Origin of the sequence: Actinoplanes sp. NPDC000266 (assembly GCF_042899005.1) — a bacterium.
Lineage (GTDB): Bacteria > Actinomycetota > Actinomycetes > Mycobacteriales > Micromonosporaceae > Actinoplanes.
Window position 1 is genome coordinate 678679 of the sequence record NZ_JBIAZI010000005.1, and the last position, 25488, is coordinate 704166.

Annotated in this window: 24 protein-coding genes; 13 read left to right on the forward strand and 11 right to left on the reverse strand. The window is 71.2% G+C overall.

Annotation, left to right across the window (positions count from 1 at the left end; genetic code table 11):
- Positions 1 to 39 precede the first annotated feature (39 nt).
- Positions 40 to 4974: an NAD-glutamate dehydrogenase gene (locus ACFY36_RS23875; protein WP_499748148.1), complete on the forward strand. Its 4935-nt coding sequence runs from the start codon at positions 40 to 42 to the stop codon at positions 4972 to 4974.
- Here the strand turns inward: ACFY36_RS23875 and ACFY36_RS23880 are convergent.
- Entirely contained in the window at positions 4952 to 5578 is a 627-nt protein-coding gene (locus tag ACFY36_RS23880) for a TetR/AcrR family transcriptional regulator C-terminal domain-containing protein (RefSeq protein WP_499748149.1), read from the reverse strand. The genes ACFY36_RS23875 and ACFY36_RS23880 overlap by 23 nt on opposite strands.
- A gap of 52 nt (positions 5579 to 5630) precedes the next feature.
- On the opposite strand from ACFY36_RS23880, the gene ACFY36_RS23885 reads away from it, so the two are divergent.
- Both ACFY36_RS23885 and ACFY36_RS23890 read left to right on the forward strand, forming a co-directional pair.
- Positions 5631 to 6371, forward strand: coding sequence for an alpha/beta fold hydrolase (locus ACFY36_RS23885; RefSeq protein ID WP_499748150.1), 741 nt, complete (start codon positions 5631 to 5633; stop codon positions 6369 to 6371).
- Between the two features lie 35 nt (positions 6372 to 6406).
- A complete protein-coding gene (locus tag ACFY36_RS23890) occupies positions 6407 to 8557 on the forward strand; it encodes a heavy metal translocating P-type ATPase (protein ID WP_499748151.1) in 2151 nt (716 codons plus the stop codon).
- A gap of 293 nt (positions 8558 to 8850) precedes the next feature.
- Here the strand turns inward: ACFY36_RS23890 and ACFY36_RS23895 are convergent, their stop codons facing one another.
- Genes ACFY36_RS23895 through ACFY36_RS23905 form a run of 3 tightly spaced genes read right to left on the reverse strand, consistent with a single transcriptional unit; the run spans position 8851 to position 10506 of the window.
- Positions 8851 to 9585 (reverse strand): TetR/AcrR family transcriptional regulator, encoded by a 735-nt coding sequence (locus tag ACFY36_RS23895; RefSeq protein ID WP_499748152.1) that lies wholly within the window; start codon positions 9583 to 9585, stop codon positions 8851 to 8853.
- Positions 9566 to 10084 carry a thiol-disulfide oxidoreductase DCC family protein gene (locus ACFY36_RS23900; RefSeq protein WP_499748153.1) on the reverse strand — a complete coding sequence of 173 codons (519 nt, stop codon included), beginning with the start codon at positions 10082 to 10084 and terminating at the stop codon, positions 9566 to 9568. Before ACFY36_RS23900 ends, ACFY36_RS23895 begins: the two co-directional genes overlap by 20 nt.
- Positions 10081 to 10506: a hypothetical protein gene (locus ACFY36_RS23905; RefSeq protein WP_499748154.1), complete on the reverse strand. Its 426-nt coding sequence runs from the start codon at positions 10504 to 10506 to the stop codon at positions 10081 to 10083. Before ACFY36_RS23905 ends, ACFY36_RS23900 begins: the two co-directional genes overlap by 4 nt.
- Before the next feature lie 557 nt (positions 10507 to 11063).
- On the opposite strand from ACFY36_RS23905, the gene ACFY36_RS23910 reads away from it, so the two are divergent.
- Genes ACFY36_RS23910 through ACFY36_RS23920 form a run of 3 tightly spaced genes read left to right on the forward strand, consistent with a single transcriptional unit; the run spans position 11064 to position 13985 of the window.
- Positions 11064 to 12254: an ROK family transcriptional regulator gene (locus tag ACFY36_RS23910; protein ID WP_498692010.1), complete on the forward strand. Its 1191-nt coding sequence runs from the start codon at positions 11064 to 11066 to the stop codon at positions 12252 to 12254.
- 26 nt (positions 12255 to 12280) lie between these two features.
- The gene (locus ACFY36_RS23915) at positions 12281 to 13081 is read left to right on the forward strand and encodes an ABC transporter ATP-binding protein (protein ID WP_499748155.1); all 801 of its coding nucleotides are present in this window, start codon (positions 12281 to 12283) and stop codon (positions 13079 to 13081) included.
- 1 nt (position 13082) lies between these two features.
- The gene (locus tag ACFY36_RS23920) at positions 13083 to 13985 is read left to right on the forward strand and encodes a ribokinase (RefSeq protein ID WP_499748156.1); all 903 of its coding nucleotides are present in this window, start codon (positions 13083 to 13085) and stop codon (positions 13983 to 13985) included.
- Here the strand turns inward: ACFY36_RS23920 and ACFY36_RS23925 are convergent.
- From ACFY36_RS23925 to ACFY36_RS23940, 4 genes are read right to left on the reverse strand one after another with little or no spacing between them, the layout of a single operon-like run.
- Complete coding sequence (locus ACFY36_RS23925) at positions 13982 to 14869, reverse strand: methyl-accepting chemotaxis protein (RefSeq protein WP_499748157.1); 888 nt, start codon at positions 14867 to 14869, stop codon at positions 13982 to 13984. The genes ACFY36_RS23920 and ACFY36_RS23925 overlap by 4 nt on opposite strands.
- Positions 14869 to 15402: a PAS domain-containing protein gene (locus tag ACFY36_RS23930; protein WP_499748158.1), complete on the reverse strand. Its 534-nt coding sequence runs from the start codon at positions 15400 to 15402 to the stop codon at positions 14869 to 14871. The genes ACFY36_RS23925 and ACFY36_RS23930 overlap by 1 nt, the downstream gene beginning before the upstream one ends.
- 37 nt (positions 15403 to 15439) lie before the next feature.
- A complete protein-coding gene (locus ACFY36_RS23935; protein ID WP_499748159.1) occupies positions 15440 to 15796 on the reverse strand; it encodes a DoxX family protein in 357 nt (118 codons plus the stop codon).
- A gap of 5 nt (positions 15797 to 15801) precedes the next feature.
- On the reverse strand, positions 15802 to 16260 hold the full coding sequence (locus tag ACFY36_RS23940) for a DUF6232 family protein (protein ID WP_499748160.1): 459 nt from the start codon (positions 16258 to 16260) through the stop codon (positions 15802 to 15804).
- Between the two features lie 56 nt (positions 16261 to 16316).
- Here ACFY36_RS23940 and ACFY36_RS23945 point away from each other — a divergent pair, with 56 nt between their 5' ends.
- The 4 genes from ACFY36_RS23945 to ACFY36_RS23960 are packed head-to-tail and all read left to right on the forward strand — an operon-like array spanning position 16317 to position 21056.
- Positions 16317 to 17090, forward strand: a complete 774-nt coding sequence (locus ACFY36_RS23945) for an enoyl-CoA hydratase/isomerase family protein (protein WP_499748161.1) — start codon at positions 16317 to 16319, stop codon at positions 17088 to 17090.
- Positions 17091 to 17130: 40 nt separating this feature from the next.
- Complete coding sequence (locus ACFY36_RS23950) at positions 17131 to 17742, forward strand: hypothetical protein (protein ID WP_499748162.1); 612 nt, start codon at positions 17131 to 17133, stop codon at positions 17740 to 17742.
- Positions 17743 to 17768: 26 nt separating this feature from the next.
- Positions 17769 to 19412, forward strand: coding sequence for an Hsp70 family protein (locus ACFY36_RS23955; RefSeq protein ID WP_499748163.1), 1644 nt, complete (start codon positions 17769 to 17771; stop codon positions 19410 to 19412).
- Positions 19413 to 19433: 21 nt separating this feature from the next.
- Positions 19434 to 21056: an acetolactate synthase gene (locus ACFY36_RS23960; protein WP_499748164.1), complete on the forward strand. Its 1623-nt coding sequence runs from the start codon at positions 19434 to 19436 to the stop codon at positions 21054 to 21056.
- Here the strand turns inward: ACFY36_RS23960 and ACFY36_RS23965 are convergent.
- The 3 genes from ACFY36_RS23965 to ACFY36_RS23975 form a co-directional block, all read right to left on the reverse strand.
- Entirely contained in the window at positions 21053 to 21394 is a 342-nt protein-coding gene (locus ACFY36_RS23965) for a PLDc N-terminal domain-containing protein (protein WP_499748165.1), read from the reverse strand. The two genes, ACFY36_RS23960 and ACFY36_RS23965, sit on opposite strands and share 4 nt — an antisense overlap.
- Before the next feature lie 79 nt (positions 21395 to 21473).
- Positions 21474 to 21776, reverse strand: a complete 303-nt coding sequence (locus ACFY36_RS23970; protein WP_499748166.1) for a DUF202 domain-containing protein — start codon at positions 21774 to 21776, stop codon at positions 21474 to 21476.
- A complete protein-coding gene (locus ACFY36_RS23975; protein ID WP_499748167.1) occupies positions 21773 to 22153 on the reverse strand; it encodes a YidH family protein in 381 nt (126 codons plus the stop codon). The genes ACFY36_RS23970 and ACFY36_RS23975 overlap by 4 nt, the downstream gene beginning before the upstream one ends.
- A gap of 366 nt (positions 22154 to 22519) precedes the next feature.
- Between ACFY36_RS23975 and ACFY36_RS23980 the strand changes: the two genes are divergently transcribed.
- The 3 genes from ACFY36_RS23980 (at position 22520) to ACFY36_RS23990 (ending at position 25483) form a co-directional block, all read left to right on the forward strand.
- Positions 22520 to 23299 carry an electron transfer flavoprotein subunit beta/FixA family protein gene (locus ACFY36_RS23980; protein ID WP_499748168.1) on the forward strand — a complete coding sequence of 260 codons (780 nt, stop codon included), beginning with the start codon at positions 22520 to 22522 and terminating at the stop codon, positions 23297 to 23299.
- Positions 23300 to 23311: 12 nt separating this feature from the next.
- Positions 23312 to 24235 (forward strand): electron transfer flavoprotein subunit alpha/FixB family protein, encoded by a 924-nt coding sequence (locus ACFY36_RS23985; RefSeq protein ID WP_499748169.1) that lies wholly within the window; start codon positions 23312 to 23314, stop codon positions 24233 to 24235.
- A gap of 72 nt (positions 24236 to 24307) precedes the next feature.
- Positions 24308 to 25483 (forward strand): cysteine desulfurase family protein, encoded by a 1176-nt coding sequence (locus ACFY36_RS23990; RefSeq protein WP_499748170.1) that lies wholly within the window; start codon positions 24308 to 24310, stop codon positions 25481 to 25483.
- The last annotated feature ends 5 nt before the right edge of the window (positions 25484 to 25488 follow it).

Consider the following 25488-nt stretch of genomic DNA (forward strand, 5'->3'; position numbering starts at 1 on the left):
TCGAGCCCACAGTGTGGTGGGTGAGGGGAGCGCCAGACCATGGCTGTCGCCGATGAGGCCGCAACCGATTCCGATGTTGATCTGGACTATGCCGCCGGACCCGGGCTGGCCCTGACGGGGCGCCTCGGCGCCTCCGCCGAGGAGGGCGAGCTCGACGAGCCGCTGCCCAACGGGGAGCGGTTGGTGGCCCAGGCCGTCGAGGTAGCGGGCAGCGATCATGCAACCGCCCAGCTCGTGGGCCGCTTCTGGCGGTTCGCGCCCGATGAGGAGCTGGTCGGGTTCACGCCGCAGGAGATGTACGACGCGGCGGTCGCTCATCGCGAGCTCGCCCGCACGAGGTTGGCGGGCGAGCTGAAACTGGCGATCACGCCGCCGGCCGGGTCGCAGTGCCACACGGTGGTGCAGATCGTCACCGACGACATGCCGTTCCTGGTCGACTCGGTGATCGCGTTGCTGTCGGCCCACCAGTTGCAGGTGCACCTGCTGGTGCACCCGTTGATCGTGGTGCGGCGGGAGCCGCTGGGCGCGCTGGCCGAACTGGCGGCCGACGTCGAGCCCGACGACGCGATCGAGGGCGACCTGGTCGAGAGCTGGATCCGGATCGAGATCGACCCGATCCGCAGCGAGGACACCCGCGAGCAGCTGCACAACGAGGTCCGCCGGGTGCTGACCGACGTGCGCGACGCGGTCGAGGACTGGCCGCGGATGCGCCAGCGGGCCATAGTGATCGCCGACGAGCTGGCCACGGCGCGCGGCTCCGAGGGCAAGCTCCCGGTGCCCGACAAGGACGTCACCGACTCGATCGAGCTGCTCAAGTGGCTGGCCCACGACCATTTCACGTTCCTGGGCTACCGGGAGTACAGGCTCGACGGCGACGTGCTGGGCGCCGTTCCCGGCAGTGGGCTGGGCATCCTGCGCGGCGACAGCAAGCCTCGCAAGCTGTCGACGATGACCCCCGAGGCGTACAAACGGGCTCTGGAGAAAAGGCTCCTGGTCATCACCAAGGCCAATTCGCGGGCCACGGTGCACCGCTCGGCGTACCTCGACTACATCAGCTTCAAGATGTTCGACTCGTCGGGCGAGGTGATCGGGGAGCGGCGCTTCCTGGGCCTGTTCAGCTCGTCGGCGTACCGGACCAGCGTCCGTGAGCTGCCGGTCGTCAAGCGCAAGGTGATGGAGGTGCTCGACCGGTCGGGCCTCTCGCCGCGCGGACACTCGGGCAAGGACCTGCTGCAGATCCTCGAGACGTACCCGAGGGACGAGCTTTTCCAGATCAAGACCGATGATCTGTACGAGGCGGTGATCGGTGTCCTGCGCATGGCGGGCCGCCGGCAGCTGCGCCTGTTCCTGCGGCGTGACGGATACGGCCGGTTCATCTCGTGCCTGGTCTACATGCCGCGCGACCGGTTCACCACCGGCAACCGCCTGCACATGCAGGAGATCCTGCTCCGCGAGCTGAACGGCGTCGGCCTCGACTACACGACCCGGGTGACCGAGCGGATGCTGGCCCGCGTGCACTTCATCGTGCGCACCGACCCGGCCGACCCGCCGGGCAAGGTCGATCCGAACGCGCTGGCCGAGATGCTGGCCGACGCCACCCGCATGTGGGACGACGACTTCTCCCTGGTGCTCGAGCGCAAGCTCGGCGAGGAGGCGGCGCGCGACCTGTTCACGCGCTACTCGGCGGCCTATCCGGACAGCTACAAGGACGGCCACACGCCGTACGAAGGAATGCAGGACCTGGCCAAGCTCGAGCTCCTCGAGGAGGAGGGCCAGCTCGAGATGCACCTCTACCGCAAGCGGCGGCCGGGGCGCACGGGCGAGCCCGAGCCCGACGACCACGACGTGCGGTTCAAGGTGTACCGGTACGGCGAGCCGATGCTGCTCTCGGCGGTGCTGCCGGTGCTGCACTCGCTGGGCGTGCAGGTGGTCGACGAGCGGCCGTACGAGATCCGGCGCAGCGACGGCACCATCTACCTGTACGACTTCGGGTTGCGCCCGCCGGCCGCGCATCGTGAGCTGGCCGAGGTGCGCCCGCAGGTGGAGAACGCGTTCGCGGCCGCCTGGCGGGGCGAGGCCGAAGTGGACGGCTTCAACGAGCTGGTGCTGCGGGCCGGTCTCACCTGGCGTCAGGTGGTGGTGCTGAGGGCGTACACCAAATATCAGCGCCAGACCGGAAGCGTCTTCTCCCAGCGTTATCTGGAATCGACCTTCATCGCCTACCCGGAGATCGCCCGCCTGCTGGTGCGGCTGTTCGAGACGCGGTTCTCGCCGCGCCTGGAGGCCGGCGAGGAGCAGCGCTCGCGGCTCGCGGGTGAGCTCGTCGACCGGATCACCGGGCTGCTCGACGACGTGGACAGCCTCGACCAGGACAGGATCCTGCGGTCCTATCTGACGCTGATCCAGGCCACGCTGCGCACCAGCTTCTTCCAGCGTGGCGCGGACGGGCGGCCGAAGTCGTACGTGGCGTTCAAGCTCGACCCGCAGGCGATCCCCGACCTGCCCCAGCCGCGCCCGAAGTACGAGATCTTCGTGTACTCGCCCCGCTTCGAGGGCGTCCACCTGCGGTTCGGCGCCGTCGCCCGCGGCGGCCTGCGCTGGTCGGACCGGCGCGAGGACTTCCGTACGGAGGTTCTCGGCCTGGTCAAGGCGCAGATGGTGAAGAACGCGGTGATCGTGCCGGTCGGCGCCAAGGGCGGCTTCGTGCTGAAGCAGAAGCCGGGCGACCGCGACGAGGCGGTGGAGTGCTACAAGCGCTTCATCACGGCGTTGCTCGACGTCACCGACAACATCCACAGTGGCAAGATCGTGCCGCCGCGCGACGTGGTCCGGCACGACGGCGACGACCCGTACCTGGTGGTCGCGGCCGACAAGGGCACGGCCACGTTCTCGGACATCGCCAACGAGATCTCCGTGGGCAAGGACTTCTGGATGGGCGACGCCTTCGCGAGCGGCGGCTCGGCCGGCTACGACCACAAGAAGATGGGCATCACGGCCCGGGGCGCGTGGGAGTCGGTCAAGAAGCACTTCCGCGATCTCGGCGTCGACACCCAGACGCAGGACTTCACGGTGGTCGGCGTCGGTGACATGAGCGGCGACGTCTTCGGCAACGGAATGCTGCTCTCCCAGCACATCCAGCTGGTGGCCGCCTTCGACCACCGGCACATCTTCCTCGACCCGACGCCCGACGCGGCCACCTCCTTCGAGGAGCGCCGGCGGCTGTTCGACCTGCCGCGTTCGTCCTGGGACGACTACGACAAGTCGCTCATCTCGCCGGGCGGGGGCATCTATCCCCGTACGGCCAAATCGATCCCGGTCTCGCCGGAAGTGCGCGCCGCCCTCGATCTGGGCGACGCGACGGCGGTCAGCCCGGTCGAGCTCATGCGGGCCATCCTGCGCGCGCCGGTCGACCTGCTCTGGAACGGCGGCATCGGCACGTACGTCAAGGCGGCCTCCGAGACTCACGTGGACGTCGGCGACAAGGGCAACGACGCCATTCGCGTCAACGGCGGCCAGCTGCGCTGCCGGGTCGTCGGGGAGGGCGGCAACCTGGGCCTGACCCAGCGCGGCCGCATCGAGTTCGCCCGCACCGGCGGCCGCATCTACACCGACTTCATCGACAACACGGCCGGCGTGGACTGCTCCGACCACGAGGTCAACATCAAGATCCTGCTGGGCGGGGCGGTCACCGAGGGCGAGCTCAGCCTGCCCGAGCGGGACGAGCTGCTGGCGGCCATGACCGACGAGGTCGCGGCGCTGGTGCTGCGCGACAACTACGAGCAGGCGCAGGCCCTGGGCAACGCCCGCTCGCAGGCGCATTCGCTGCTGCCGGTGCACCGGCGGATGCTGACCTGGCTGGAGGAGAGCGGCCAGCTCAACCGCGAGCTCGAGGCCCTGCCGACCGACGCCGAGCTGGCCACCCGCTACGAGAACGGCGAGGGCCTGACGGCGCCGGAGTTCGCGGTCCTTCTGGCGTACGTCAAGATCGCCGCGGAACGGGAAGTTCTGGCCGACGAGCTGGTCGACGAGCCCTGGACGGCCTCCGTCCTGTCGGGATACTTCCCGACGCCACTGCGGGAACGCTTCGCCACCCGCATGACGGGCCACCGGCTGCGCCGCGAGATCATCACGACCGTCCTGGTCAACGAGGTGGTCAACCGGGGCGGCACGTCGTTCATCTTCCGCGCCATGGAGGAGAGCGGCGCCTCGGCGGCCGACGTCATCCGGGCGTACGTGGTCATCCGCGACACGTACGGCCTGGCCGGCATCTGGGCCGACGCCGAGGCCCTGGACAACCAGGTGCCGACGCCGGCGCAGACGCTGGTCTTCCTCGAGTCCCGCCGCCTCCTCGACCGCGCGGTCCGCTGGCTGGTCAGCACGAGGCGCTCGCCGATCGACGTGGCGGGCGAGGTGGCCCGCCTGCGGCACGGCGTGCAGGATCTGATGCCGAGGATGTCGGCGGTGCTCAAGGGCAACGAGCGCCTGTCGATGGACGAGCACATCGCCTGGCTGGTCGACAAGGGCGTGCCGATGGAGCTGGCCGAGCGGGTGACGCTGGTCAACTACGGTTTCGGCCTGCTCGACATCCTGGAGACGGGAGTGGTCACGGGCCGCGACGCGGACGAGGTGGCGCCGGTCTACTTCGCCCTGTCCGAGCGCTTCCACATCGACCAGCTGCTGTCGCACATCTCCAAGCTGCCGCGCGGGGACAGGTGGCAGACGCTGGCCCGGATGGCGTTGCGCTACGACCTGTACGCGGCGCTGGCGGCCTTGACGGCCGAGGTCCTGCAATCGACCCCGGTGGAGGCCTCGGCCGAGGACCGCGTTTCTGAATGGGAACGCGTCAATGCAGCCTCCATCGCCCGAGCGTCCAACGCCATAGGCAACGTGGGCGACACACCGGCCGAGCTGGCGGCCCTGTCGGTGCTGCTCCGCCAGATCCGAACCCTGGTCAAGACGTCCTCGGCGTCCTGACCTCCCGCAGGACGGATGCGGTCCCGGCCACCAGGACCGACAGTCCGTGTTCGAACGACTCGTCGGGGTGGCGGTAGCCCTCCGACGAGAGGGCCGCGATCAGGGTGGGCAGCTGGGCGAGCGCCGTCACCTCGGCCTCGCCCGGCGGCCCGGTCGTGGCCTGCTCCTGCAGGACGAAGCCGTTCGTGTAGTCGGCGATCGTCATGATCGTGAGCAGGGCGCCGGCCGGGGTGAAGCCCCGCTCGACCATGGCCGCCAGCTCCCGCTCGAAGTCGTGCAGGGCATCGGGCGCCCGCCGGGCCGAGGTGATCAGGCGGGCGCCGTCGCGATGGGCCAGGAGCGATTTCCGGTACGCCCGGGCGCGGCGCCGCAACCAGTCGGGCCACTCCTCGCCGTCCCGGGGCGGGCCCATGCCGGCCCGCTGGATGATCGCGCTTGCCATCCCGTCGAGCAGGTCCTGCTTGGTCTTGAAGTGCCAGTAGAGCGCGGGTGACTGCACGCCGACCGCGGTCGCCAGCCTCCGCACGGTCAGGCCGTCGAGGCCCACCTCGTCCAGCAGCTTCAGGCCGGCATCGATCAGCACCTCGCGCGACAGACCCTTCACCGGCTCACCTTAGCAGTGCTAAATTCTCCTTAGCGATGCTAAGGAGAGCGCGATGAAGATCGATGAGGGACGGGGCCGCCCGATCCTTGTGCTGCACGCCGGCATGGGTGATCTGGGCAGTTGGGCCGGGGTGACCGACCGGCTGCGCGACCGGTTCCGCACGGTGCGGCTGCACCGCCGGCAATATCGGCTGGACGTGCCGCGGAAGGTGACGATCGCCGACGAGGTGGCCGAGGTGCGCGCCGCCGCGGCCGCGCTCGACCGGCCGGTGCTGGTGGGGCACTCGTCGGGGGCCGTGGTGGCGCTGGAGGCGCTGGTGGCGGATCCCGATCTCTACTCGGTGGCCGTGCTCTACGAGCCGCCGGTGGTGCTCGGCGAGCCGCTGGGCGGTGAGCACGCCGCCCGGGCCCGGGCGGCCCTGGCCGAGGGGAAGCCGGGCACGGCGTTCGCGATCTTCCTCCGTGAGGTGGCGAAGATGCGCTCGCCGATGATCGGGGTCGCCCGCTTCGCGATGAACCGGCGCGCGTCGCGGATCGGTCCGCTGGTCGAGCGCCAGTGGGATGACAACGACGCCATCGACGCGCTCGGGTGTCGCCTGGAGGCGTACCGCGCCATCGAGGTCCCGGTCCTGCTTCTGGCCGGAGAGCGCAGCCCGGGGCATCTGATCGAGCGGCTGGACGCGCTCGAGCGGGCTCTGCCGAACGCGACGCGGACGACCATGCGCGGGCAGGGGCACACGGCCGAGCGCACGGCACCCGGACGGGTGGCCGCGGCCATAACGGCCTTCCTCTGAGAATACCCGTACCCCCGAGGGGTATGCTTCGAGGCATGGAGCGGGTGATCGAGCTGGAGATCGGTGGGATGACGTGCGCCGCGTGCGCCAATCGCATCGAGAAGAAGCTGAACCGGGTCGACGGCGTGACCGCCACGGTCAACTACGCGACCGAGAAGGCGCGGGCCACCGTTCCGGTCTCCGTCTCGGCGGCCGACCTGATCGCCGTCGTGGAGAAGACGGGCTACACCGCCGCCGAGCCCTCGCCTGAGGTGCCGCTTCCGGAGGAACGCCGCGATCCGCTGCGGGACCGGTTGCTGATCTCGGCCGTGCTCAGCGTTCCGGTGATCGTTCTGGCCATGGTGCCGTCATGGCAGTTCGACTACTGGCAGTGGCTGTCGCTGGTTCTGGCTTCACCCGTTGTGGTGTACGGCGGGTGGCCGTTCCACCGGTCGGCCTTCGTCAATCTCCGGCACGGCGCGGCCACGATGGACACGCTGGTGTCGATAGGGACGCTGGCCGCCTTCGGGTGGTCGATCTGGGCGCTCTTCCTGGGCGATGCCGGGATGCCGGGGATGACCCACCCGTTCTCGCTGACGGCGAGCGACGGGGACGCCATCTATCTGGAGGCGGCGGCCGGGGTCACGACGTTCCTGCTGGCCGGGCGCTATCTGGAGGCGCGGGCCAAGCGCCGCGCGGGTGACGCGTTGCGGTCGCTGCTCGAGCTCGGGGCCAAGCAGGTCACCGTCCTCGCGGACGGCGCCGAGCGGGTCATTCCGGCCGGCGATCTCACGCCGGGTGACATTTTCCTTGTACGCCCGGGCGAGAAGGTCGCCACTGACGGCGTGGTGGTCGACGGAGTGTCGGCGCTGGACGTCAGCCTGCTGACCGGGGAGTCGGTGCCGGTCGAGGTGCGGCCGGGCGACCCGGTGACGGGCGCGACGGTGAACGCCGGCGGGCGCCTGGTGGTGCGGGCCGAGAAGGTGGGCGCGGACACGCAGCTCGCGCAGATGGCCCGGTTGGTCGAGGAGGCGCAGAACGGCAAGGCGGCCGTGCAGCGGCTGGCCGACCGGATCTCGGGCGTGTTCGTCCCGGTGGTGATCGCCCTGGCGGTGAGCACGCTGGGCTTCTGGCTCGGCACGGGGGAGGGCACGTCGGCGGCGTTCACGGCGGCGGTGGCTGTGCTGATCATCGCGTGCCCGTGCGCTCTGGGCCTGGCCACACCGACGGCCCTTCTGGTGGGTACGGGCCGAGGTGCTCAGCTGGGCATCCTGATCCGCGGCGTCGAGGCCCTGGAGTCGACCCGCCGGGCCGACACGATCGTCCTCGACAAGACGGGCACGGTGACGACGGGCCGGATGGCGCTGGCGGCGCTGGTCCCGGCTTCGGGCACCGACCCGGAGGAGCTGCTGCGCCTGGCCGGCGCGGTCGAGGCGGCCTCGGAGCACCCGATCGGCCGCGCGATCGCGGACGCGGCCCGCGAGAAGGGCACGTTGCCCCCGGTCACGGACTTCCACGCGACAGCCGGAGTCGGCGTGCGGGGCCGGGTCGGCGGGGTGGATGTCGGGGTGAGCGCGGGCGCGCCGGTGGGCCCGGCTTCGGATGCGGGTGCGGCGACGTGGGTCGAGGTCTCCGTCGACGGGGCGGTGGCCGGGTGGCTGGCGCTCGCGGACGCCGTGCGGCCTACGAGCAAGGCGGCGATCGCTGGGCTGCGGCGGCTCGGGCTGGAGCCGATGCTGGTCACCGGTGATGCCGCGCCGGTGGCCGAAGCGGTGGCGGCCGAGGTCGGCATCACCAAGGTGTTCGCTGGTGTGCTGCCCGCCGGCAAGGTCGACGTGGTCAAGGGCCTTCAGGCCGAGGGCAAGTCGGTGGCGATGGTCGGCGACGGCGTCAACGACGCGGCGGCTCTTGCCCAGGCCGATCTCGGGTTGGCGATGGGCGCCGGGACCGACGTCGCGATTCAGGCTTCGGACCTCACGCTCGTACGGGATGACCTCTCCGCCGCCGTCGATGCCGTCCGGCTGTCGCGCCGCACCCTGAACATCATTCGCGGGAACCTGTTCTGGGCCTTCGCCTACAACGTGGCGGCCCTGCCGCTGGCCGCGGCCGGCCTGCTCAACCCGATGATCGCCGGGGCCACCATGGCCCTGAGCTCGGTCTTCGTGGTTCTCAACAGCCTGCGCCTGCGAGGCTTCACAGCAGCGTGAGCCGGGACGGCCGTGGATTGCTCCCGAAATCCATGACCGCGCCCGGCTCACCGTCTGCGTCGCGAAGGCTCGAACTGGTCCCGTAGCTCGAGCCCTGTGCCGCGACGTCCCCAGACCCACCTGCGGTGATAACGCTACGTGCCGGCGGTTGCCGGCCGAAAGCTCTCGGTGGCCGAAATGGCCGTTCGGCCCACGCGGAATGGGCGACAGATCCGGCTATCTCCGGACACTAGGGCATATAACCCGGAAGCCGATCACTCACCGTGGTGATCGTGACGCACTACCTACCGTGATCAATCGTCCCGGCGAATGCTCTCGATCAGCGCCAGCACCTGCCGCAACGCCGGCCGCAGCACCCGCAGCCGCGACAGGGAGACGAGCCGGTCGATCAGCGGCACGACCCCGTCGATGAGCCGTCGTGTGCGCCTCTGGCCGGGCGAGTTGTCGTACACCCAAAAAAGAATGACGCCCATCCACCCGAGCCAGAGCAGCTCGGGCAACTCCCGCCGCAGCTCCGGATCGAGCTTGGCGGTCGAGCCCTCCACGACGTCGCGGAAGATCGCGATGGCCGCCTCCCGGGCCGGTGACGACTCGCGCGAGAACGGACTCAACGGTGAGGCCGGCTCGGCCGCGCTCTTGAAGAAGGTCGCGGCGAACGAGTGATAAGGCGCGTTGACGTCGATCCCCGCGTGCAGCACTCCGCGCAGCCGGGGCGCCAGATCTTTCTCGCCGGCGAAGACCTCCTCGGCGGCCGCCCGGTGCGAGGCCTGGTTGCGGTCGTAGAACCCCTGGATCAGGTGTTCCTTGGAGTCGAAGTAGTAATAGGCGTTGCCGACCGCGACCCCGGCCTCCTTGGCGATGGCCCGCATGGTCGTCTCGGCGTACCCCCGCTCGCGAAAGAGCCGCAGCGCCGTCTCGAGAATCAGCTGCCGGGTCTGCTCCCCGCGAGCACGCCGGGGCTTCTCCCCTCGAGGACCGGGGGCGGGTGGATCGTCCGAGCCGGTCGGCTCAGCGGCAGCGGTCGTCACACCCGTCACCGTAGTCCAGCGCCCAGTCCGGGCGTCCTTCCCCGACCGATGAGCGCGTCGCCTCCCCCGCTGATGAGCGCGTCGCCTCCCGGACCGCGGACACCGCGGCGATGAACTTCCGCGCGCTGGGCAGAAGCGCCGGCGAGCTGATCCGTTCGGCCATGGCCCGGTAGTCCGCGAGCGCCCAGAGGCAGGCGACCCAGGCCCCGTCCCCGACGTAGACGGAACCGTCGTCGCCGATCACCGTGATGTCGCGCAGCGTCGCATCGTGATCCAGTCCCGCGAACCGTTCCCGCGCCTCGGGCGACCCCGCGGGCACAAATTCCAGTGGTACGAGCTGAGCCCGCCCCCGCAACCACCGCCCGGCGGCCCGGCAGATCGGGCACCCCGCGTCGTAGAGAACGGTGAAAGACCCGATCCGCACCTCCTCGCCGGAGCCGGCGGGCGCGACCCGGCCGGCCCCGTGACCGGCCGGGTCGAGATCGTGGTGGCTGGTCATGCCCGGGCCGGTGGGGGTGGGGTCTGCGGGTGGAACGGGAGGCGGCCGGCCGGCGGGAGCGGCGGCACGCCCTGCTGCTGGCGCAGGCGGCCGCGGCGGTAGCGGCCCAGGAAGAAGACGTTGCAGAAGTGCAGGACGCCGAGCACGAGGAGCACCAGGCCGATCTTCATGGAGAGGGTCTCGAGCGCCTCACTGGTGTCGGCGATGGTGTTCGCCGATCGCATGGTGACGGTGACGTACCCGAGGTTCAGCAGGTAGAAGCCCATGACCAACAGCTGGTTGACCGCCTTGGCCAGCTTCGCGTCGGCGAAGACGTCGGCCAGGAAGACCAGCCCGTTGCGGGAGAGCGTGGTCGCCACCCAGACCGTCAGGCCCACGCTGACCGCCAGATAGACGAGATACATCCACACCTTGGGGTCCATCGGACCGCCTTTCTCGAACGCGTTCAACTAACTCGCCCTCAGCGTAGGCCCAAACTTGAACATGTTCAACAAGGAGGTGCGGTTGATGACGGGCGGAGCCGTCAGGGGAACGCGGGGAGCGGCGGGCAGGGTCCGCGGAGGGGCGCGGGTGGGGCCGGCGCGGGCGCTGGAGGGCGATGGCGATGGGCGGGCGGCGGGATGGCTGGAGGTGGGCGGCGGGATGCTGGAGGTGGTGGGCGGCGGGATGGCTGGAGGTGGTGGGCGGCGGGATGCTGGAGGTGGTGGGCGGCGGGATGGCTGGAGGCGATGCGCGAAGGCCCGCGACGAGGCGGTCGGAGGTGGGGTTCGCGGCGGGGAGACCAGGGGCGGTGGGTGGGGTGCGCGGTGCGGAGGTGGAGGGCGGCGGGTCTGGTCCGTGTGGTGGGCGACCTGCCATGATCCTCGGGGTCGATCGGCGGGGGGAGTTGCCGACGCGCCGGGACCGCTACGCTGCGCCTACCCGTTCGCCGGGTGCCGGTAATCTAATAGGAAATAATCCTAAATAAGTAGGGGATCGCATGGCCGCCACCCGCCTTCCGGGCACGCCCCGGCTGTTGCGCGCGCTCAATGACCGCGCGGCGCTGGAACTGCTGCTCTCGCGCGGGCCGCTGACGCGGGCCCAGCTGGGTGAGATGACCGGGCTCAGCAAGGTCACGGCCTCGCAGCTCGTCGAGCGACTCGAGCAGCGCGGCCTCGTGCGCCGGGTCGGTGAGCAGGCCGGCGGGCGCGGGCCCAACGCTCAGCTGTACGCGGTGACCCCGGGCAGCGCGCATGTCATCGGGGTCGAGGTCGGGCCCGAGCGGGTCGTCGCCGCCTGCGCCGACATCACCGGCACGATCATCGGGCGGGACGAGCAGTCCACCAAGGACACCGACGACCCGGTTGGCGTCGTGCACAACGCTGTCGTGCGGGCCGCCACCGAGGCCGGCGCCGACATGGGCTCGGTGCGGCGGGTCGTGCTCGGCACTCCTGGTCTCGTCGATCCGCAGAGCGGCGAGATCTCCTTCGCCTGGGACCTGCCGCGCTGGCACCGGGGCCTGCTCGACGACCTGCGGCGTGATCTGCACACCCCGGTCTTCTTCGGCAACGACGTCAACATGGCCGCCGTCGCCGAGCAGAGCACCGGCGCCGCCACCGGCGTCCGCGACTTCGTGCTGATCTGGGTCGGCCGCGGCGTCGGCCTGGCCAGCGTCATCGACGGACGGCTGCACCAGGGCAGCACCGGCGCGGCCGGCGAGATCGGCTATCTGCCGGTTCCGGGGGCCGAGGTTCCGCGGCATTCCTCGAAGCGGGCGGCCAAGGGCGGCGTCCGCGGCGCCTTCCAGAGCCTGGCCGGGGCCGAGGCGGTCAAGACCATCGGCAAGAAGTACGGCTTCCGCGGCGCCGAGGCGGCCGATGTGATCCGTGACGCTGTCGCGGCCGGTGAGGCCGGGGAGCCGGTGCTCGACGAGCTCGCCGGGCGGCTGGCGCTCGGCGTCGCCGCCACCTGTGTCGTACTCGATCCGCCTCTCGTCGTCCTGGCCGGCGAGATCAGTCACGCCGGTGGCCCGGCGCTGGCCGAGCGGGTCGAGCAGGAGGTCGCCGCGATCACGCTGGTGCACCCGAAGGTCGTCATCACCGGTGTGGAGTCCGACCCGGTGCTGCACGGCGCGCTCTGGACGGCGCTCGACGCCGTACGGGATGAGGTGTTCGGGTCTACAACGGCCTGAGCGGAAACGCGTGGTTGGATGGTGCCGTGACTCTCCCTCCCGACGACGACACTGTCATCGCGTTCGACCGGGTCAGCGTGATCCGCAACGGAAACTTCCTGGTTCGCAGCCTTTCCTGGCAGGTCGAGCTGGATGAGCGCTGGGTCGTCCTGGGCCCGAACGGCGCCGGGAAGACCACGTTGCTCAACCTGGCCTCGGGCCGGCTCCACCCCTCCCGCGGCACGGCCTACGTGCTGGCCGAGCGGCTGGGCCGCACCGACATCAACGAGCTGCGGACGCGGATCGGGCTGGCCACCGGCCAGTTCGCCGACCGGGTGCCGGCCGACGAGCGGGTGCTCGACGTGGTGGTCACCGCCGCCTGGTCGGTCGTGGGCCGCTGGCGTGAGAGCTACGACCCGCAGGACGAGGCGCGGGCCCGGCAGCTGCTGGCCCAGCTCGGCATGGGCTCGCTGGTCGACCGCGAGTTCGGGACGCTCTCCGAGGGCGAGCGCAAGCGCACCCTGATCGCCCGGGCCCTGATGACCGACCCCGAGCTGATGCTGCTCGACGAGCCGAGCGCCGGCCTCGATCTGGGCGGCCGGGAAGATCTGATCGCCCGGCTCACCGAGCTGGCCCTCGATCCCGACTCGCCCGCCATGGTCCTGGTCACCCACCACGTCGAGGAGATCCCGCCCGGCTTCACACACGGGCTGCTGCTGCGCGAGGGCACGATCGTCGCGTCCGGCCTGCTCGGCGAGGTGATGACGGCGGACAACCTGTCCAAGACGTTCGGCCTGCCGCTGATCATCGACCGCTTCGGCGACCGGTACACGGCCCGGGCGGCCTGACGTGCCCCCGCGCATCGTCGTCGCCGGCAGCGCCAACATGGACCTGGTCGGGCTGGCCGAGCGCCTGCCCCGGCCGGGCGAGACGGTGCTGGGCGACGACTTCCTGATGATGCCGGGCGGCAAGGGCGCGAACCAGGCGATCGGCGCCACCCGGGCCGGCGGCCGCACCTGTTTCCTGGGCGCGATCGGCTCCGACTCGTTCGGCGTCAACCTCAACGCCCAGCTCAACGGGGCCGGCGTGGACATGACCCACGTGCGGACGACGTACGGGGTCTCCGGCGTCGCCGTGATCATGGTGGACCGCGCGGGGGAGAACTCGATCCTGGTCGCCCCCGGCGCCAACAACGCGTTCACCGGCCTGGGCGACGGCGAGCGGGCCGAGATCGCCTCCGCCGACGTGCTGCTCTGCCAGCAGGAGATCCCGGTCGAGACGGTGATCGAGGCGGCCCAGGCCGCGCGAGCGGGCGGCACCCGCACGGTGTTGAACGCGGCGCCGTTCCGCCCGCTGCCGCCCGAGCTCCTGGAGAACGTCGACCTGCTCGTGGTCAACGAGGTCGAGGCGATCGCGATCACCGGCGGCGACGCGATCGACGTGCCGGGGCTGCTCGCGCTGGTGCCGCGGGTGGTGCTGACGCTGGGCGGCAGCGGTTCCCGTTATGCCGACCGCGAGGGCCGCGACGAGCACGTCCCGTCGTTCAAGGTGAACGTCGTCGACACGACCGCCGCCGGCGACGCCTTCACCGCCGCGCTGGCCGTGGCCTGGGGTGAGGGCCGCGACCTGATCGAGGCGGTGCGCTGGGCCAACGCGGCCGGCGCGGCGTGCGTCCGCAAGGTCGGCGCCTCGAACTCGCTGCCGACGCGGGCCGAGATCGACGAAATCTACAACGGGCAGGACAGGCGCTAACTCTGCCGGGCCGTGGTGACGAAGCGGTTCACCTCGGAGCGCAGCACCTCGGCCAGCTGGGAGAGGCCGGTGCTGTGCACGTCGGCGCCGCCGTCGACGGCGGCGGCGATGCCGTTCACCAGGCCGCTCATCTCGCGGATGCTCGCGGTGACCGTCTCGAGCACGGTCACCGCGTCGTTCGCCACCTCCTGCACCGTGTTGACCTGGCCCATGATCTCGTTGCTGGAGGCGCTGGTCTCGGTGGCCAGGTTCTTCACCTCGCCCGCCACCACGCTGAAGCCCTTGCCCGCCTCGCCGGCGCGGGCCGCCTCGATGGTCGCGTTCAGCGCGAGCAGCCGGGTCTGCTTGGCCACCGCGTTGATCAGGTCGACCGCGGTGCGGATCTGATCGGAGGCGGCGCGCAGCCCGGTCACCGTCGACAGGCCCCGTTCGGCCTCGCTGACCGCGTCACGGGCGAAGTCGGCCAGCCCGTTGGCCGTCGCCCCCATCTCGGTGGCCGCCGTGGCCACCTGCTCCGACACCGAGAGCACGGCCGATTCGAGGTCGTCGGCGAGCGCGATCCGGGCCCGGTTGGCGTCGGCGATGCGGGCCGCGTTGTCGCTCATCACCGACGTCGAGGCGGAGATCTCCTCGGCCGCCGCCCGGAACGCGCCACGCAGCCCGCGGGTGAGGATGCGGCGGTGGAAGCGCCCGTCGGCGGCGGCCGCGGACGCCGCGCTCGACTCGCGCAGGAACGCGTCGCTGGTGTCCAGCAGGTTGTTCATCGCGTCCCGGGCGGCCACCGCCTCGGCCGACTCGCCGATCGACGGCAGCCGCGCCTCGAGGTCGCCCGCCGCCGCCTTGCGGCACACGTCGGTGATCAGCTTCAGGATCTCGTCCGCCATCAGCGGCCACCGGTGGTCAAGGCCCAGACATATTGGTCGTACGTCTGCTCGCCGAGCTCGGCCAGCATGGCCTGCCACCCCGCCTCGACCGCGGCCTTGGTGTTGCCCTCCCGCTTCTCGGCCGCCAGGAGCCGGTCGTACAGGCGGCTGACCTCGGTGACCGCGGACTTGTCGGGCGAGCGGCGGTTGGAGTGATAGCCGACGAGCCGGCCGTCGGCCGAGTAGGAGGGCGTGACGTGCGCGAGGACCCAGTAGTGGGCGCCGTCGGCGGCCAGATTCTTGACGTACGCGAAGATCTCCTGCCGTTGCTCGAGGGTGTCCCAGAGCAGCTTGAAGACGGCCCGCGGCATGTCCGGATGACGGATGAGGTTGTGCGGCTGCCCGATCGCCTCGGCCTCGGTGAGCGCCGAGGTCCGCAGGAACACCTCATTGGCGTACGTCAGGACGCCGCGCGGATCGGTCTTCGTCACGATGATCTCGTCGACACCGAAGGTCCGCTCGACACCGGTGGGACGGGTCTGGGTGGCTCGCATCAGTCCGATCGTCACCGACCGCCGTCACGCGCGGGTGCTAATCGGAAAAAACGCGCCGGGCCCACAGAACAAGCGGTATCTGCAGGGGCAGGCGGCCGTACGCGATGGCCCGCTTGGCCGGCGGGGCGTGCCGCCAGTCGATCGCCATCTTGACGTTGGCCGGGAAGACCGCGGCGAACAGGCCGGCCGCGGCCAGGGCGCCCGCGCGCCGGGTGCGGGGATGGGCGATCGCGGCGGCCACGGCCAGCTCGGCCGCGCCGCTCAGATAGGTCCACGTGCGCGGCGAGCCCGGCAGCGAGCGCGGCACGATCGAGTCGAACGGCTTCGGCGCGGCGAAATGCAGGACGCCGGTGGTGGCGAGCAGCGCCGAGAGGCCGGCGGCGTGTTTAGTCATCCGCCTTACTTTAAAGACGGTTCCAGGGCCCGCTGGAGGGCCCGGTAGATGCGGCCGAAGCGCGCCGAGTCGGGCGTACGCAGCAACATGACCTTGCCGGTCGGCGTGCGGGCCCAGATCTCGCGGGTGCGGCTTCCGCGGTCGTACGACCGGTCGACCTGCTCCAGCAGCACGTCGGCCAGCGGCGCGGTGGCCAGGCCGACCAGCACGCCCCCGCCGACCAGGGCGATGGTCGTGGTCGTGGAGGCGTCGATCAGCAGGGCGACCATGATGCCGAGCGCGCCGAGCAGGATCGGGATCAGAATGGCCAGGGCCAGCGCGCCCCGGCCGGCGATCGTGGCCCACGACCGGCGCCCACGCGTGTGCCAGACCTGGATCAGGTCGTCCAGACCCAGGTCCATACCGTTCATCCGGACACCCGTGGACGTGATCCACACGTCCGGGTCCCGGTAGTAGGTGGTCATCGTCTTCTCCGTACCCGTCGTAGGCTGACCTGAACCAATCCTCAGGAGGCTGTTCCGTGGGCGAGTTCGTGACGCTGGAGACCAACGACGGTATCGGAACCATCAAGCTGAACCGGCCCCCGATGAACGCCCTCAACACCCAGATTCAAGAAGAGCTCCGGGCCGCCGCGCATTCCGCCACCGGCGACGAGGGGGTCAAGGCCGTCGTCGTCTACGGCGGTGAGAAGGTCTTCGCCGCCGGTGCGGACATCACCGAGTTCACCAAGACCGGCTATCAGGAGATGGCGGTTCGCGCCGAGGCGCTGTCGAGCGCGTTCGACGCCGTGGCCCGCATCCCCAAGCCGGTCGTCGCCGCGATCACCGGATACGCGCTGGGCGGCGGCTGCGAACTGGCCCTGGCCTGCGACTGGCGGGTGGTGGCGGACGACGCCAAGCTCGGCCAGCCCGAGATCAAGCTGGGCATCATCCCGGGCGCCGGCGGCACCCAGCGGCTGGCTCGCCTGATCGGGCCGGCCCGGGCCAAAGATCTGATCTTCTCGGGCCGCATGGTCGACGCGGAGGAGGCGCTGCGGATCGGCCTGGCCGACCGGGTCGCGCCGGCCGGTGACGTCTACCGGACGGCCGTCGAGCTCGTCCGGCCGTACGTCTCGGGCCCGTCGCTGGCGCTGCGGGCGGCCAAGCTGGCCGTGGACGGCGGGCTCAACCTCGACCTGGCCTCCGGGCTGGCCCTGGAGTCGCAGCTGTTCGCCGGTCTGTTCGCCACCGACGACCGGATCGAGGGCACCACCGCCTTCGTCGAGAAGCGTAAGCCCAGATTTACGGGCCGCTGACCATGGCGCATATCGATCAGTTGCCATAAAGTCACGCGGTGTGGAACCGGTTCCGGTCACGCGTGGGGTGCGGCGCACCGTGCGCATGGCCGTGGCCCTGGTGATCGGGCAGGCTCTGCTGTGCGCGCTGATCGGCTGGCTCACGCTGGGCCGGTCCAGCTCCGGCCCGGGTGGTTCCGGCGCGGCGGTCGACCAGGCCGCCGCCCCGCCGCCGCGGCTCACGTCGGCCGCGCCGGCCCCGGCCGTTCCGGCCCCCGAGCCGCCGGTCGCGGCGTCACGCGACCCCGGGGCGCCGGTCTCCAAGACGCGCAAGCCGGCCAGGAAGACGGCGCCCACCACGACGGCCACATCCCCGCCGGGGCCACCGGCCGTGATAGCGCCGGTGGCGCCGAAGCCCTCCGTGCCGAGCGTCACGCCGTCGAGCGAGCCGATCCTGCTGCCGCCCGAGCCGCCCGCCACCTCGCCCAGCACCTCACCCACTCCCCGTGATCCGCCGGGGCCCGACGGTGAGGAGGAGAGCGAGCACTTCCAGCGCGACGTGACGGTCGGTGATCGCTGTTATCCCGAGGGTGCCTTCGGGCTCACCCGTGACGATCAACTCGTTCGCTGTCTGCGCGTGCGCTATGACCCTCCGCGCTGGAAGATCGTCTAACGGCGAACACCCCCTAGACTCGGTCCATGCCCATCGACCAAGGTGAGCCGAAGAGGCACGCCCTCGGCGTGGACTTCGGCACCTCGAACACTGTCGCGGTGGCGCGCTGGCCCGACGGCCGTGCCCGCCCGATCCTGGTCGACGGGTCCCCGCTGCTGCCCTCCGCCGTCTACGCCGAGCCCGACGGCAGCTTCGTCGTCGGCCGCGACGCCGTGCACGCCGCCCGCTTCGACCCGGCCCGGTTCGAGCCCAACCCGAAACGCCGCATCGACGACGGCCTCGTGCTCCTGGGCGAGCAGGAGGTGCCGGTCGTCGACCTGATCGCGTCGGTGCTGGCCCGGGTGGCCGAGGAGTGGCACCGCGCGGTCGGCCCGCTGCTGCCCGAGGTGACACTGACCTGCCCGGCCACCTGGGGCGCGACCCGGCGCACGCTGCTGGCCGAGGCCGCCGCCCAGGCCGGGCTCACCCGGGCCCGGCTGGTCGCCGAGCCGGTGGCCGCGGCCACGTACTTCGCCGACGTGCTCGGCCGTGACGTGCCGATCGGGTCGGTCGTGGTGGTGCACGACTTCGGTGCGGGCACCTTCGACGCGAGCGTCGTCGCCCGTACGGCGGAAGGTTTTGAAGTCATGGCCGTCGACGGCCGTGACGACATCGGCGGCCTCGACATCGACGCGGCCATCGTCGAGCACCTGAAGACCGGCGAGTGGCAGCGCCTGCTGGAACCCACGACAGCTCAGGAGAGACGCGCGCGGCGCCAGCTGTGGGAAGAGGTGCGGATCGCCAAGGAGCGGCTGTCGCGCACCCAGTCGGCCGACTTCGTGGTGCCGCTGCTCGACACCGAGGTGCATCTGACCCGCGACGAGCTGGAGAAACTGGCCCGGCCGATCCTCGATCAGACCGTGCGCATCACCAAGGGCATGCTCGACTGGGCCGACCTGCCCGAGGGGCGGCTGGCCGGGGTCTTCCTGGTCGGCGGGGCCAGCCGCATCCCGCTGGTGGCCACCCTGCTCCACCGCGAGCTGGGCGAGGCGCCGGTGGTCATCGAGCAGCCCGAGCTGGTGGTGGCCGAGGGCAGCATCCTGGCCGACGCGGCGCTGCTGGCGTCCGGTCCGGCCGCGCCGGGCCCGACGGCCGAGCTGCGACTGGTTTCGACGGGAAAGGCGGAGTCGGCGACCGTACGGGTCGAGGCCGCGGCCGTCTCCCCGCCCGCGCCCGTGCCGGCGCCGCCCACGCCCACGCCCACGCCCACGCCCGAGCACATTCCCGGCACGACCGGGCTCCAGCCGCCGGTCGATCCTTGGCCCGACGCTGATCATCACCACTGGGTGCCCGACCCGCACGCGACCGTGCCGACGCCGCAGTCCGCCTTCATCCAGCCGGATCGACCTGTCTCGGTACCCCCCAGGGGGGTAGCCACCGCGACGCCGATCCCGAGCCGGCCGATGTCGCCCGCGCCGCAGCCCTATCGGCCGCCCCAGCCGGCCGGGAAGAGGCCCCGCAAGCGGTCGAGCGGCGTCCTCCGGTTCCTCCAGGTCACCTTCAGCATCGTGTTGATGATCGTCGTGCCGTTGGTCGCGCTGGTGGTGGCGTACGGCTACGGAAACGGCGACTCGCTGCCGCTCGACGCGGAAAATCTGTGGAACGAGATTCGGGAGCTGCTCGGAATCTGACTCACCGGTAACCTGCTGGACATGGCTGAGGTGATCGAGGGGCACGGCGGAGATCTGGCGCTGGCGGCCCTGCGGGCGTACGGGGTGACCGAGATGTTCACCCTCTCCGGCGGGCACGTGTTCCCGCTCTACGACGCGGCGCACAAGACCGATTTTCCGATCTACGACGTACGCCACGAGCAGTCCGCGGTCTTCGCGGCCGAGGCCGTGGCCAAGCTCCAGCGGCGCCCCGGGCTCGCCGTGCTCACCGCCGGTCCCGGCGTGACCAACGGCATCTCCGGCCTGACCAGCGCGTTCTTCAACGCCTCGCCGGTGCTCGTGCTGGGCGGCCGGGCGCCCGCGTTCCGCTGGGGCTCGGGCAGCCTCCAGGAGTTCGACCACGTGCCGCTGGTCAAGACCATCACCAAGTACGCCGGCACGGTCGGCGACACCGACGCCATCGCGGGCGAGATCGGGGCCGCGCTGACCTCGGCGCTCACCGCGCACCGGGGGCCGGCCTTCCTCGACCTGCCGCTGGAGATCGTCTTCTCCACCGGCGAGGCGGCCGCGCCGGGCACGCCGGCGATCCCGGTGATCGAGCCGGACCCCGACGACGTGACGAAGGCCGCCGGCCTGCTGGCCTCGGCGGCCCGGCCCGTGATCATCGCGGGGTCGGACGTGTGGGGCGGCGACGCCATCGACGCGCTGAAGGCGGCGGCCGAGGCGCTCCAGGTTCCGGTCTTCACCAACGGCATGGGCCGCGGCGCGCTGCCGCCGTCACACCCGCTCGCCTTCGCCAAGGCCCGCCGGCCCGCCCTCAACGAGGCCGACGTGGTCTGCGTGATCGGCACGCCGCTCGACTTCCGGCTCGGCTTCGGCGAGTTCGGCGAGGCCCAGGTCGTGCACATCGTGGACGCGCCCTCGCAGCGGGCGACCCACGTGAACCCGGCCGCGTCGCCCGCCGGCGACCTGAAGTTGATCCTCACGGCGCTGGCCGATTTCGCCGGCGACCGGGCCGACCACTCGGAGTGGATCTCGGGGCTGCGCTCGGCCGAGGACGCCGGCAAGGCCCGCGACGCCGAGGCGATGGCGGCCGACAGCGACCCGATCAAGCCGGCGCGGGTCTACGGCGAGCTGCGGAAGATCCTCTCGCCGGACGCGGTGACGATCGGCGACGGGGGCGACTTCGTGTCGTACGCCGGAAGATATCTGGAGCCCTCGCAGCCCGGCACCTGGCTCGACCCCGGCCCGTACGGCTGCCTCGGCACCGGCATGGGATACGCCATGGGCGCCCGGGTCACCTATCCCGGCCGGCAGATCTGTGTGCTCTTCGGCGACGGCGCCGCCGGCTTCTCGCTCATGGACGTGGAATCGCTGGTCCGGCAGAAGCTGCCGGTGGTCATGGTGGTCGGCAACAACGGCATCTGGGGCCTGGAGAAACACCCCATGCAGGCGATGTACGGCTATGACGTGGCCGCCGACCTGCAACCCGGCCTGCGCTACGACGAGGTGGTCCGTGCCCTCGGCGGCGCCGGCGAGACGGTGGAGAAGGCGTCCGGCATCGGCCCGGCGCTCGAACGTGCCTTCGCCGCGGGCGTGCCGTACCTGGTCAACGTGCTGACCGACCCGGCCGACGCCTATCCCCGGTCGTCGAACCTGGCCTAGTCTTCCTCTCCCTTGTTCAGATCCTTCTCCCACTGGGCGAGCATCTCGCTGTCCCGGCGGGATTTCTCGGTGTCGACCGACCGCAGGAAATCGGGGTCGTCGTCGGGGGAGGTGGGCCTCGACGCGTGACGGCGCACGGGGCCGCCCTCCGTCGGCGGCGGCAGCGGCCGGCCCCAGACGAAGTACGCGAGGGGACCCAGCAGCGGGATCAGCAGGATCACCAGGACCCACACGAGGCGCGGCGCGTTACGCACCCGATCGGCCGACAGGCAGCTGATCAGCGCCAGCACGAAGAGCACCAGCTGCACGGCAGCCAGGAGGATGAACAACCGGACCATGAGGCAATGATGACGCGCGACGGCGCTTCCGGCGACGATCAGAGCATGACAACCGGACCGGATCGGTCGGTCTTCACCGTCAGAGAGCGATGACCAGGCCGCCGAGCAGGGCGAAAGTCATGGCGAGGAGAGCGAAGGCCGGGACGGTGCGGCGAGCCGGCTTCGGCGGGTACGCGGTGAGACCCCTCGCCCGCCGGTAGGCGATGGCCACTATCACCGTCCAGCCGGCGAAGATGAGCGCGGCCGCCACCCATCGGCCGGCGTGGGCGGCGTTGGTGATGGCCGGGCGCAGGGAGAGCAGGGCGACGGCCGCCGCCGAGAGTGCGGTGCGGCGCCAGGCCAGGCGGGTCCGCTCGGCCGCCGCGCCGTGATCGGTGGTCATTCCTTGGCCGCGTTTATCAGCACTGTGATGATCAGGAGCAGGGCGCCCAGGGCGACGATCATCGCCAGGACCGCGGGGAACTTCGAGCCGGGCAGTTCCTCGCCCAGCCGCATGGCCCGCTCGGTGCGGGCCCAGTGGTCGACCGCGCGCAGCGCCACCACGCCGCCCAGCAGCAGCAGGGCGATGGCCAGGCCCTCGCGCAGGAACGTGATGGGCAGTGGGGGCAGGAACTGGGCGCAGGCCAGCCCGCCGGCGATCAGCGCCAGGCCGGTGCGGATCCAGGCCAGGAAGGTGCGCTCATTGGCCAGCGAGAAGCGGTAGTCGGGCGTACGGCCGACGGTCGGTGTCTTCTCCGGATCGAACCACTCCCGTAACACCTGTTGATTATCGACCGCTGAGGTCAAGAAGGCGGGCCCACAGGATGCGGACTTCGTCACTGACGCAGGCCTCGCGTGGCCGGCCGCATCGACACCAGGGAGAGTCGGGTCCGGCACGTCCATGGGTGTCCGGCGCAGGGTCGTCCACGCGTGGGGGAGTATGTGAGTCGGACGGAAGCACACCGTCGACCAGCGAAGCGATTTGGCCGGACATATCGCGACACCTCCTGGCCCCGATCGTAGTCGTCTTGCGGGCGGGACGGGTGAGGTGAGTCACTACTAGGTGCACGACACGTGCAACTTACTGACGGGTAACCTGGCGGGTGTATGGGCCGGCGGTCATAACAGGAGGGTCGTAAAAGCGCGATGAACATCGTCGTACTGGTGAAGCAGGTACCCGACTCCGGTGCCGAGCGCACCCTGAGCTCTTCGGACAACACGGTCGAGCGTGCCTCGGCGAGCAACGTCATCAACGAGATGGACGAGTACGCCATCGAGGAGGCGTTGAAGATCAAGGAGGCGCACGGCGGCGAGGTCACCGTGCTGACGATGGGACCGGGCGGCGCCACCGAGTCGATCCGCAAGGCGCTGTCGATGGGCCCCGACAAGGCCGTCCACATCTCCGACGACGCGCTGCACGGCTCCTGCGCCGTGGCCACCTCCAAGGTCCTCGCCACCGCTCTCGGCCAGCTGAACGCCGACCTGATCCTCTGCGGCGCCGAGTCGACCGACGGCCGCGTGCAGGTGCTGCCCCACATGATCGCCGAGCGTCTCGGCATCGCGGCGCTGACCGGCGCCCGCAAGCTCACCGTGGACGGCGCGCAGCTGACCGCCGAGCGGCAGACCGACGAGGGCTACGAGGTCGTCACCGCGGCCACCCCGGCCGTCGTCAGCGTCTGGGACACGATCAACGAGCCGCGGTACCCGTCCTTCAAGGGCATCATGGCCGCCAAGAAGAAGCCGGTGCAGGCCCTGGCCCTGTCCGACCTGGGCGTCGACGCGGGCGAGGTCGGCTTCGCCGGCGCCACGTCGCAGGTGCTCGAGTTCTCCAAGCGCCCGCCGCGCTCGGCCGGCACCAAGATCACTGATGAGGGCGACGGCGGCACGCAGCTGGTGTCGTACCTCGCCACCGAGAAGTTCGTCTGAGAGGGGCCGGTCATGGCTGAGGTTCTCGTCGTCGTGGAAGGCTCCGTCAAGAAGGTCACGCTGGAGCTGCTGACCATCGCCCGCACGCTGGGCTCCCCCTCCGCGGTCGTGTTCGGTGACATCGACACGGCCAAGCTCGCCGAGTACGGCGCGGAGAAGATCTATCAGGCCGAGGCGTCCGACTACCTGGTCGCCCCCAAGGCGACCGTGGTGGCCTCGCTCGTGCGGGAGAAGCAGCCGGCCGCCGTGCTGCTGGGCTCGACGCAGGAGGGCAAGGAGATCGCCGGCCGCCTGGCCGTCAAGCTCGACAACGGCCTGCTGACCGACGCGGTCGAGGTGGCCGCCGACGGCACCGCCACCCAGGTCGCGTTCGCGGGCTCGACGATCGTGAAGTCGAAGGTCACCAAGGGCCTGCCGATCGTCACGATCCGCCCCAACTCGGTCACCCCGTCGCCGCAGCCGGCCACCCCCGCCACCGAGGCGGTCACGGCCGAGCTCTCCGAGGCCGACAAGCTGACCAAGGTCGTCGAGCGGGTCACCGAGACCAAGGGCTCGCGCCCCGAGCTGACCGAGGCCGGCGTGGTCGTCTCCGGCGGCCGCGGCGTCGGCAACGCCGACAACTTCAAGCTGGTCGAGGAGCTGGCCGACCTGCTCGGCGGCGCCGTGGGCGCGTCCCGCGCGGCCGTCGACTCCGGCTTCTACCCGCACCAGTTCCAGGTCGGCCAGACCGGCAAGACCGTCTCGCCGCAGCTGTACGTCGCCCTGGGCATCTCCGGCGCGATCCAGCACCGGGCCGGCATGCAGACCTCGAAGACGATCGTCGCGGTCAACAAGGACCCCGAGGCCCCGATCTTCGAGCTCGCCGACTACGGCGTGGTGGGCGACCTGTTCAAGGTCGTGCCCCAGGCCGCCGACGAGATCCGCAAGCGCAAGTGAGCGACCTGTTCTGAAGATCACGGCCCGGCGCGTGCGCCGGGCCGTTCTTCGTCAGGCATAAGCTTCATCGTGATGGCCTACTTGGATCACGCGGCGACCACGCCGATGCTCGCCGAGGCGCTGGAGGCGTATGTCGCCGCCGCCCGCGAGGTCGGCAATCCGTCGTCCCTGCACGCGGCCGGCCGGCATGCCCGGCGGCTGGTCGAGGAGTCCCGCGAGCGCATCGCGGCGGCCCTCGGCGCCCGCCCGTCCGAGGTGGTCTTCACCAGCGGCGGCACCGAAAGCGACAACCTGGCGGCCAAGGGCATCTTCTGGGCCCGCCGGTCGTCCTCGCTCAACCACAACCGCGTCGTGGCGTCCGCGGTCGAGCACCACGCCGTCATGGACGCCGTGGAGTGGCTCGGCACCCACGAGGGCGCCCAGGTGAGCTGGCTGCCGGTCGACTCCGGCGGGCGCGTCGACCCGTCGGCCCTGTCCGCGGTCGTCGACCAATATGCGGACGAGATCGCCGTGATCAGCGTCCAGTGGGCGAACAACGAGGTGGGCACGGTCCAGCCGGTCCACGAGCTGGCGGCGCTGGCCGCGGCGGCCGGCATCCCCTTCCACACCGACGCGGTGCAGGCGGTCGGCCAGGTGCCGGTCGACTTCACGGCCAGCGGCGCGGCGGCGATGACGGTCACCGGTCACAAGGTGGGCGGCCCGGTCGGGGTGGGCGCGCTGCTGCTCGGCCGCGACGTGGCCTGCACGCCGCTGCTGCACGGCGGCGGCCAGGAGCGCGACGTCCGCTCGGGCACGCTCGACACGCCTGGGGTGGTGGCCTTCGCGACGGCCGTCGAGGCGACGGTCAAGAGCCAGGAGGAGTACGCGGCCAGGGTCGGCGCCCTCCGCGACGACCTGGTGGCCCGGGTGAGGGCCGCGGTCCCCGACGTCATCTGCAACGGGGCGACCGGCGACCGGCTGCCGGGCAACGCGCACTTCAGCTTCCCCGGCTGCGAGGGCGACGCGCTGTTGCTGCTGCTCGACGCCCAGGGCATCTACTGCTCGACCGGCTCGGCCTGCTCGGCCGGCGTGGCCCAGCCCAGCCACGTGCTGATCGCCATGGGGGCCGACGACGACCGCGCCCGGTCGTCGCTGCGCTTCACTCTCGGCCACACCTCCACCACCGCCGACATCGACGCGCTCGTGGCGGCCCTGCCCGGCGCGGTCGAGCGGGCCCGGCGGGCCACGGCCTGGAAGACGCCGCGCTGAACGGT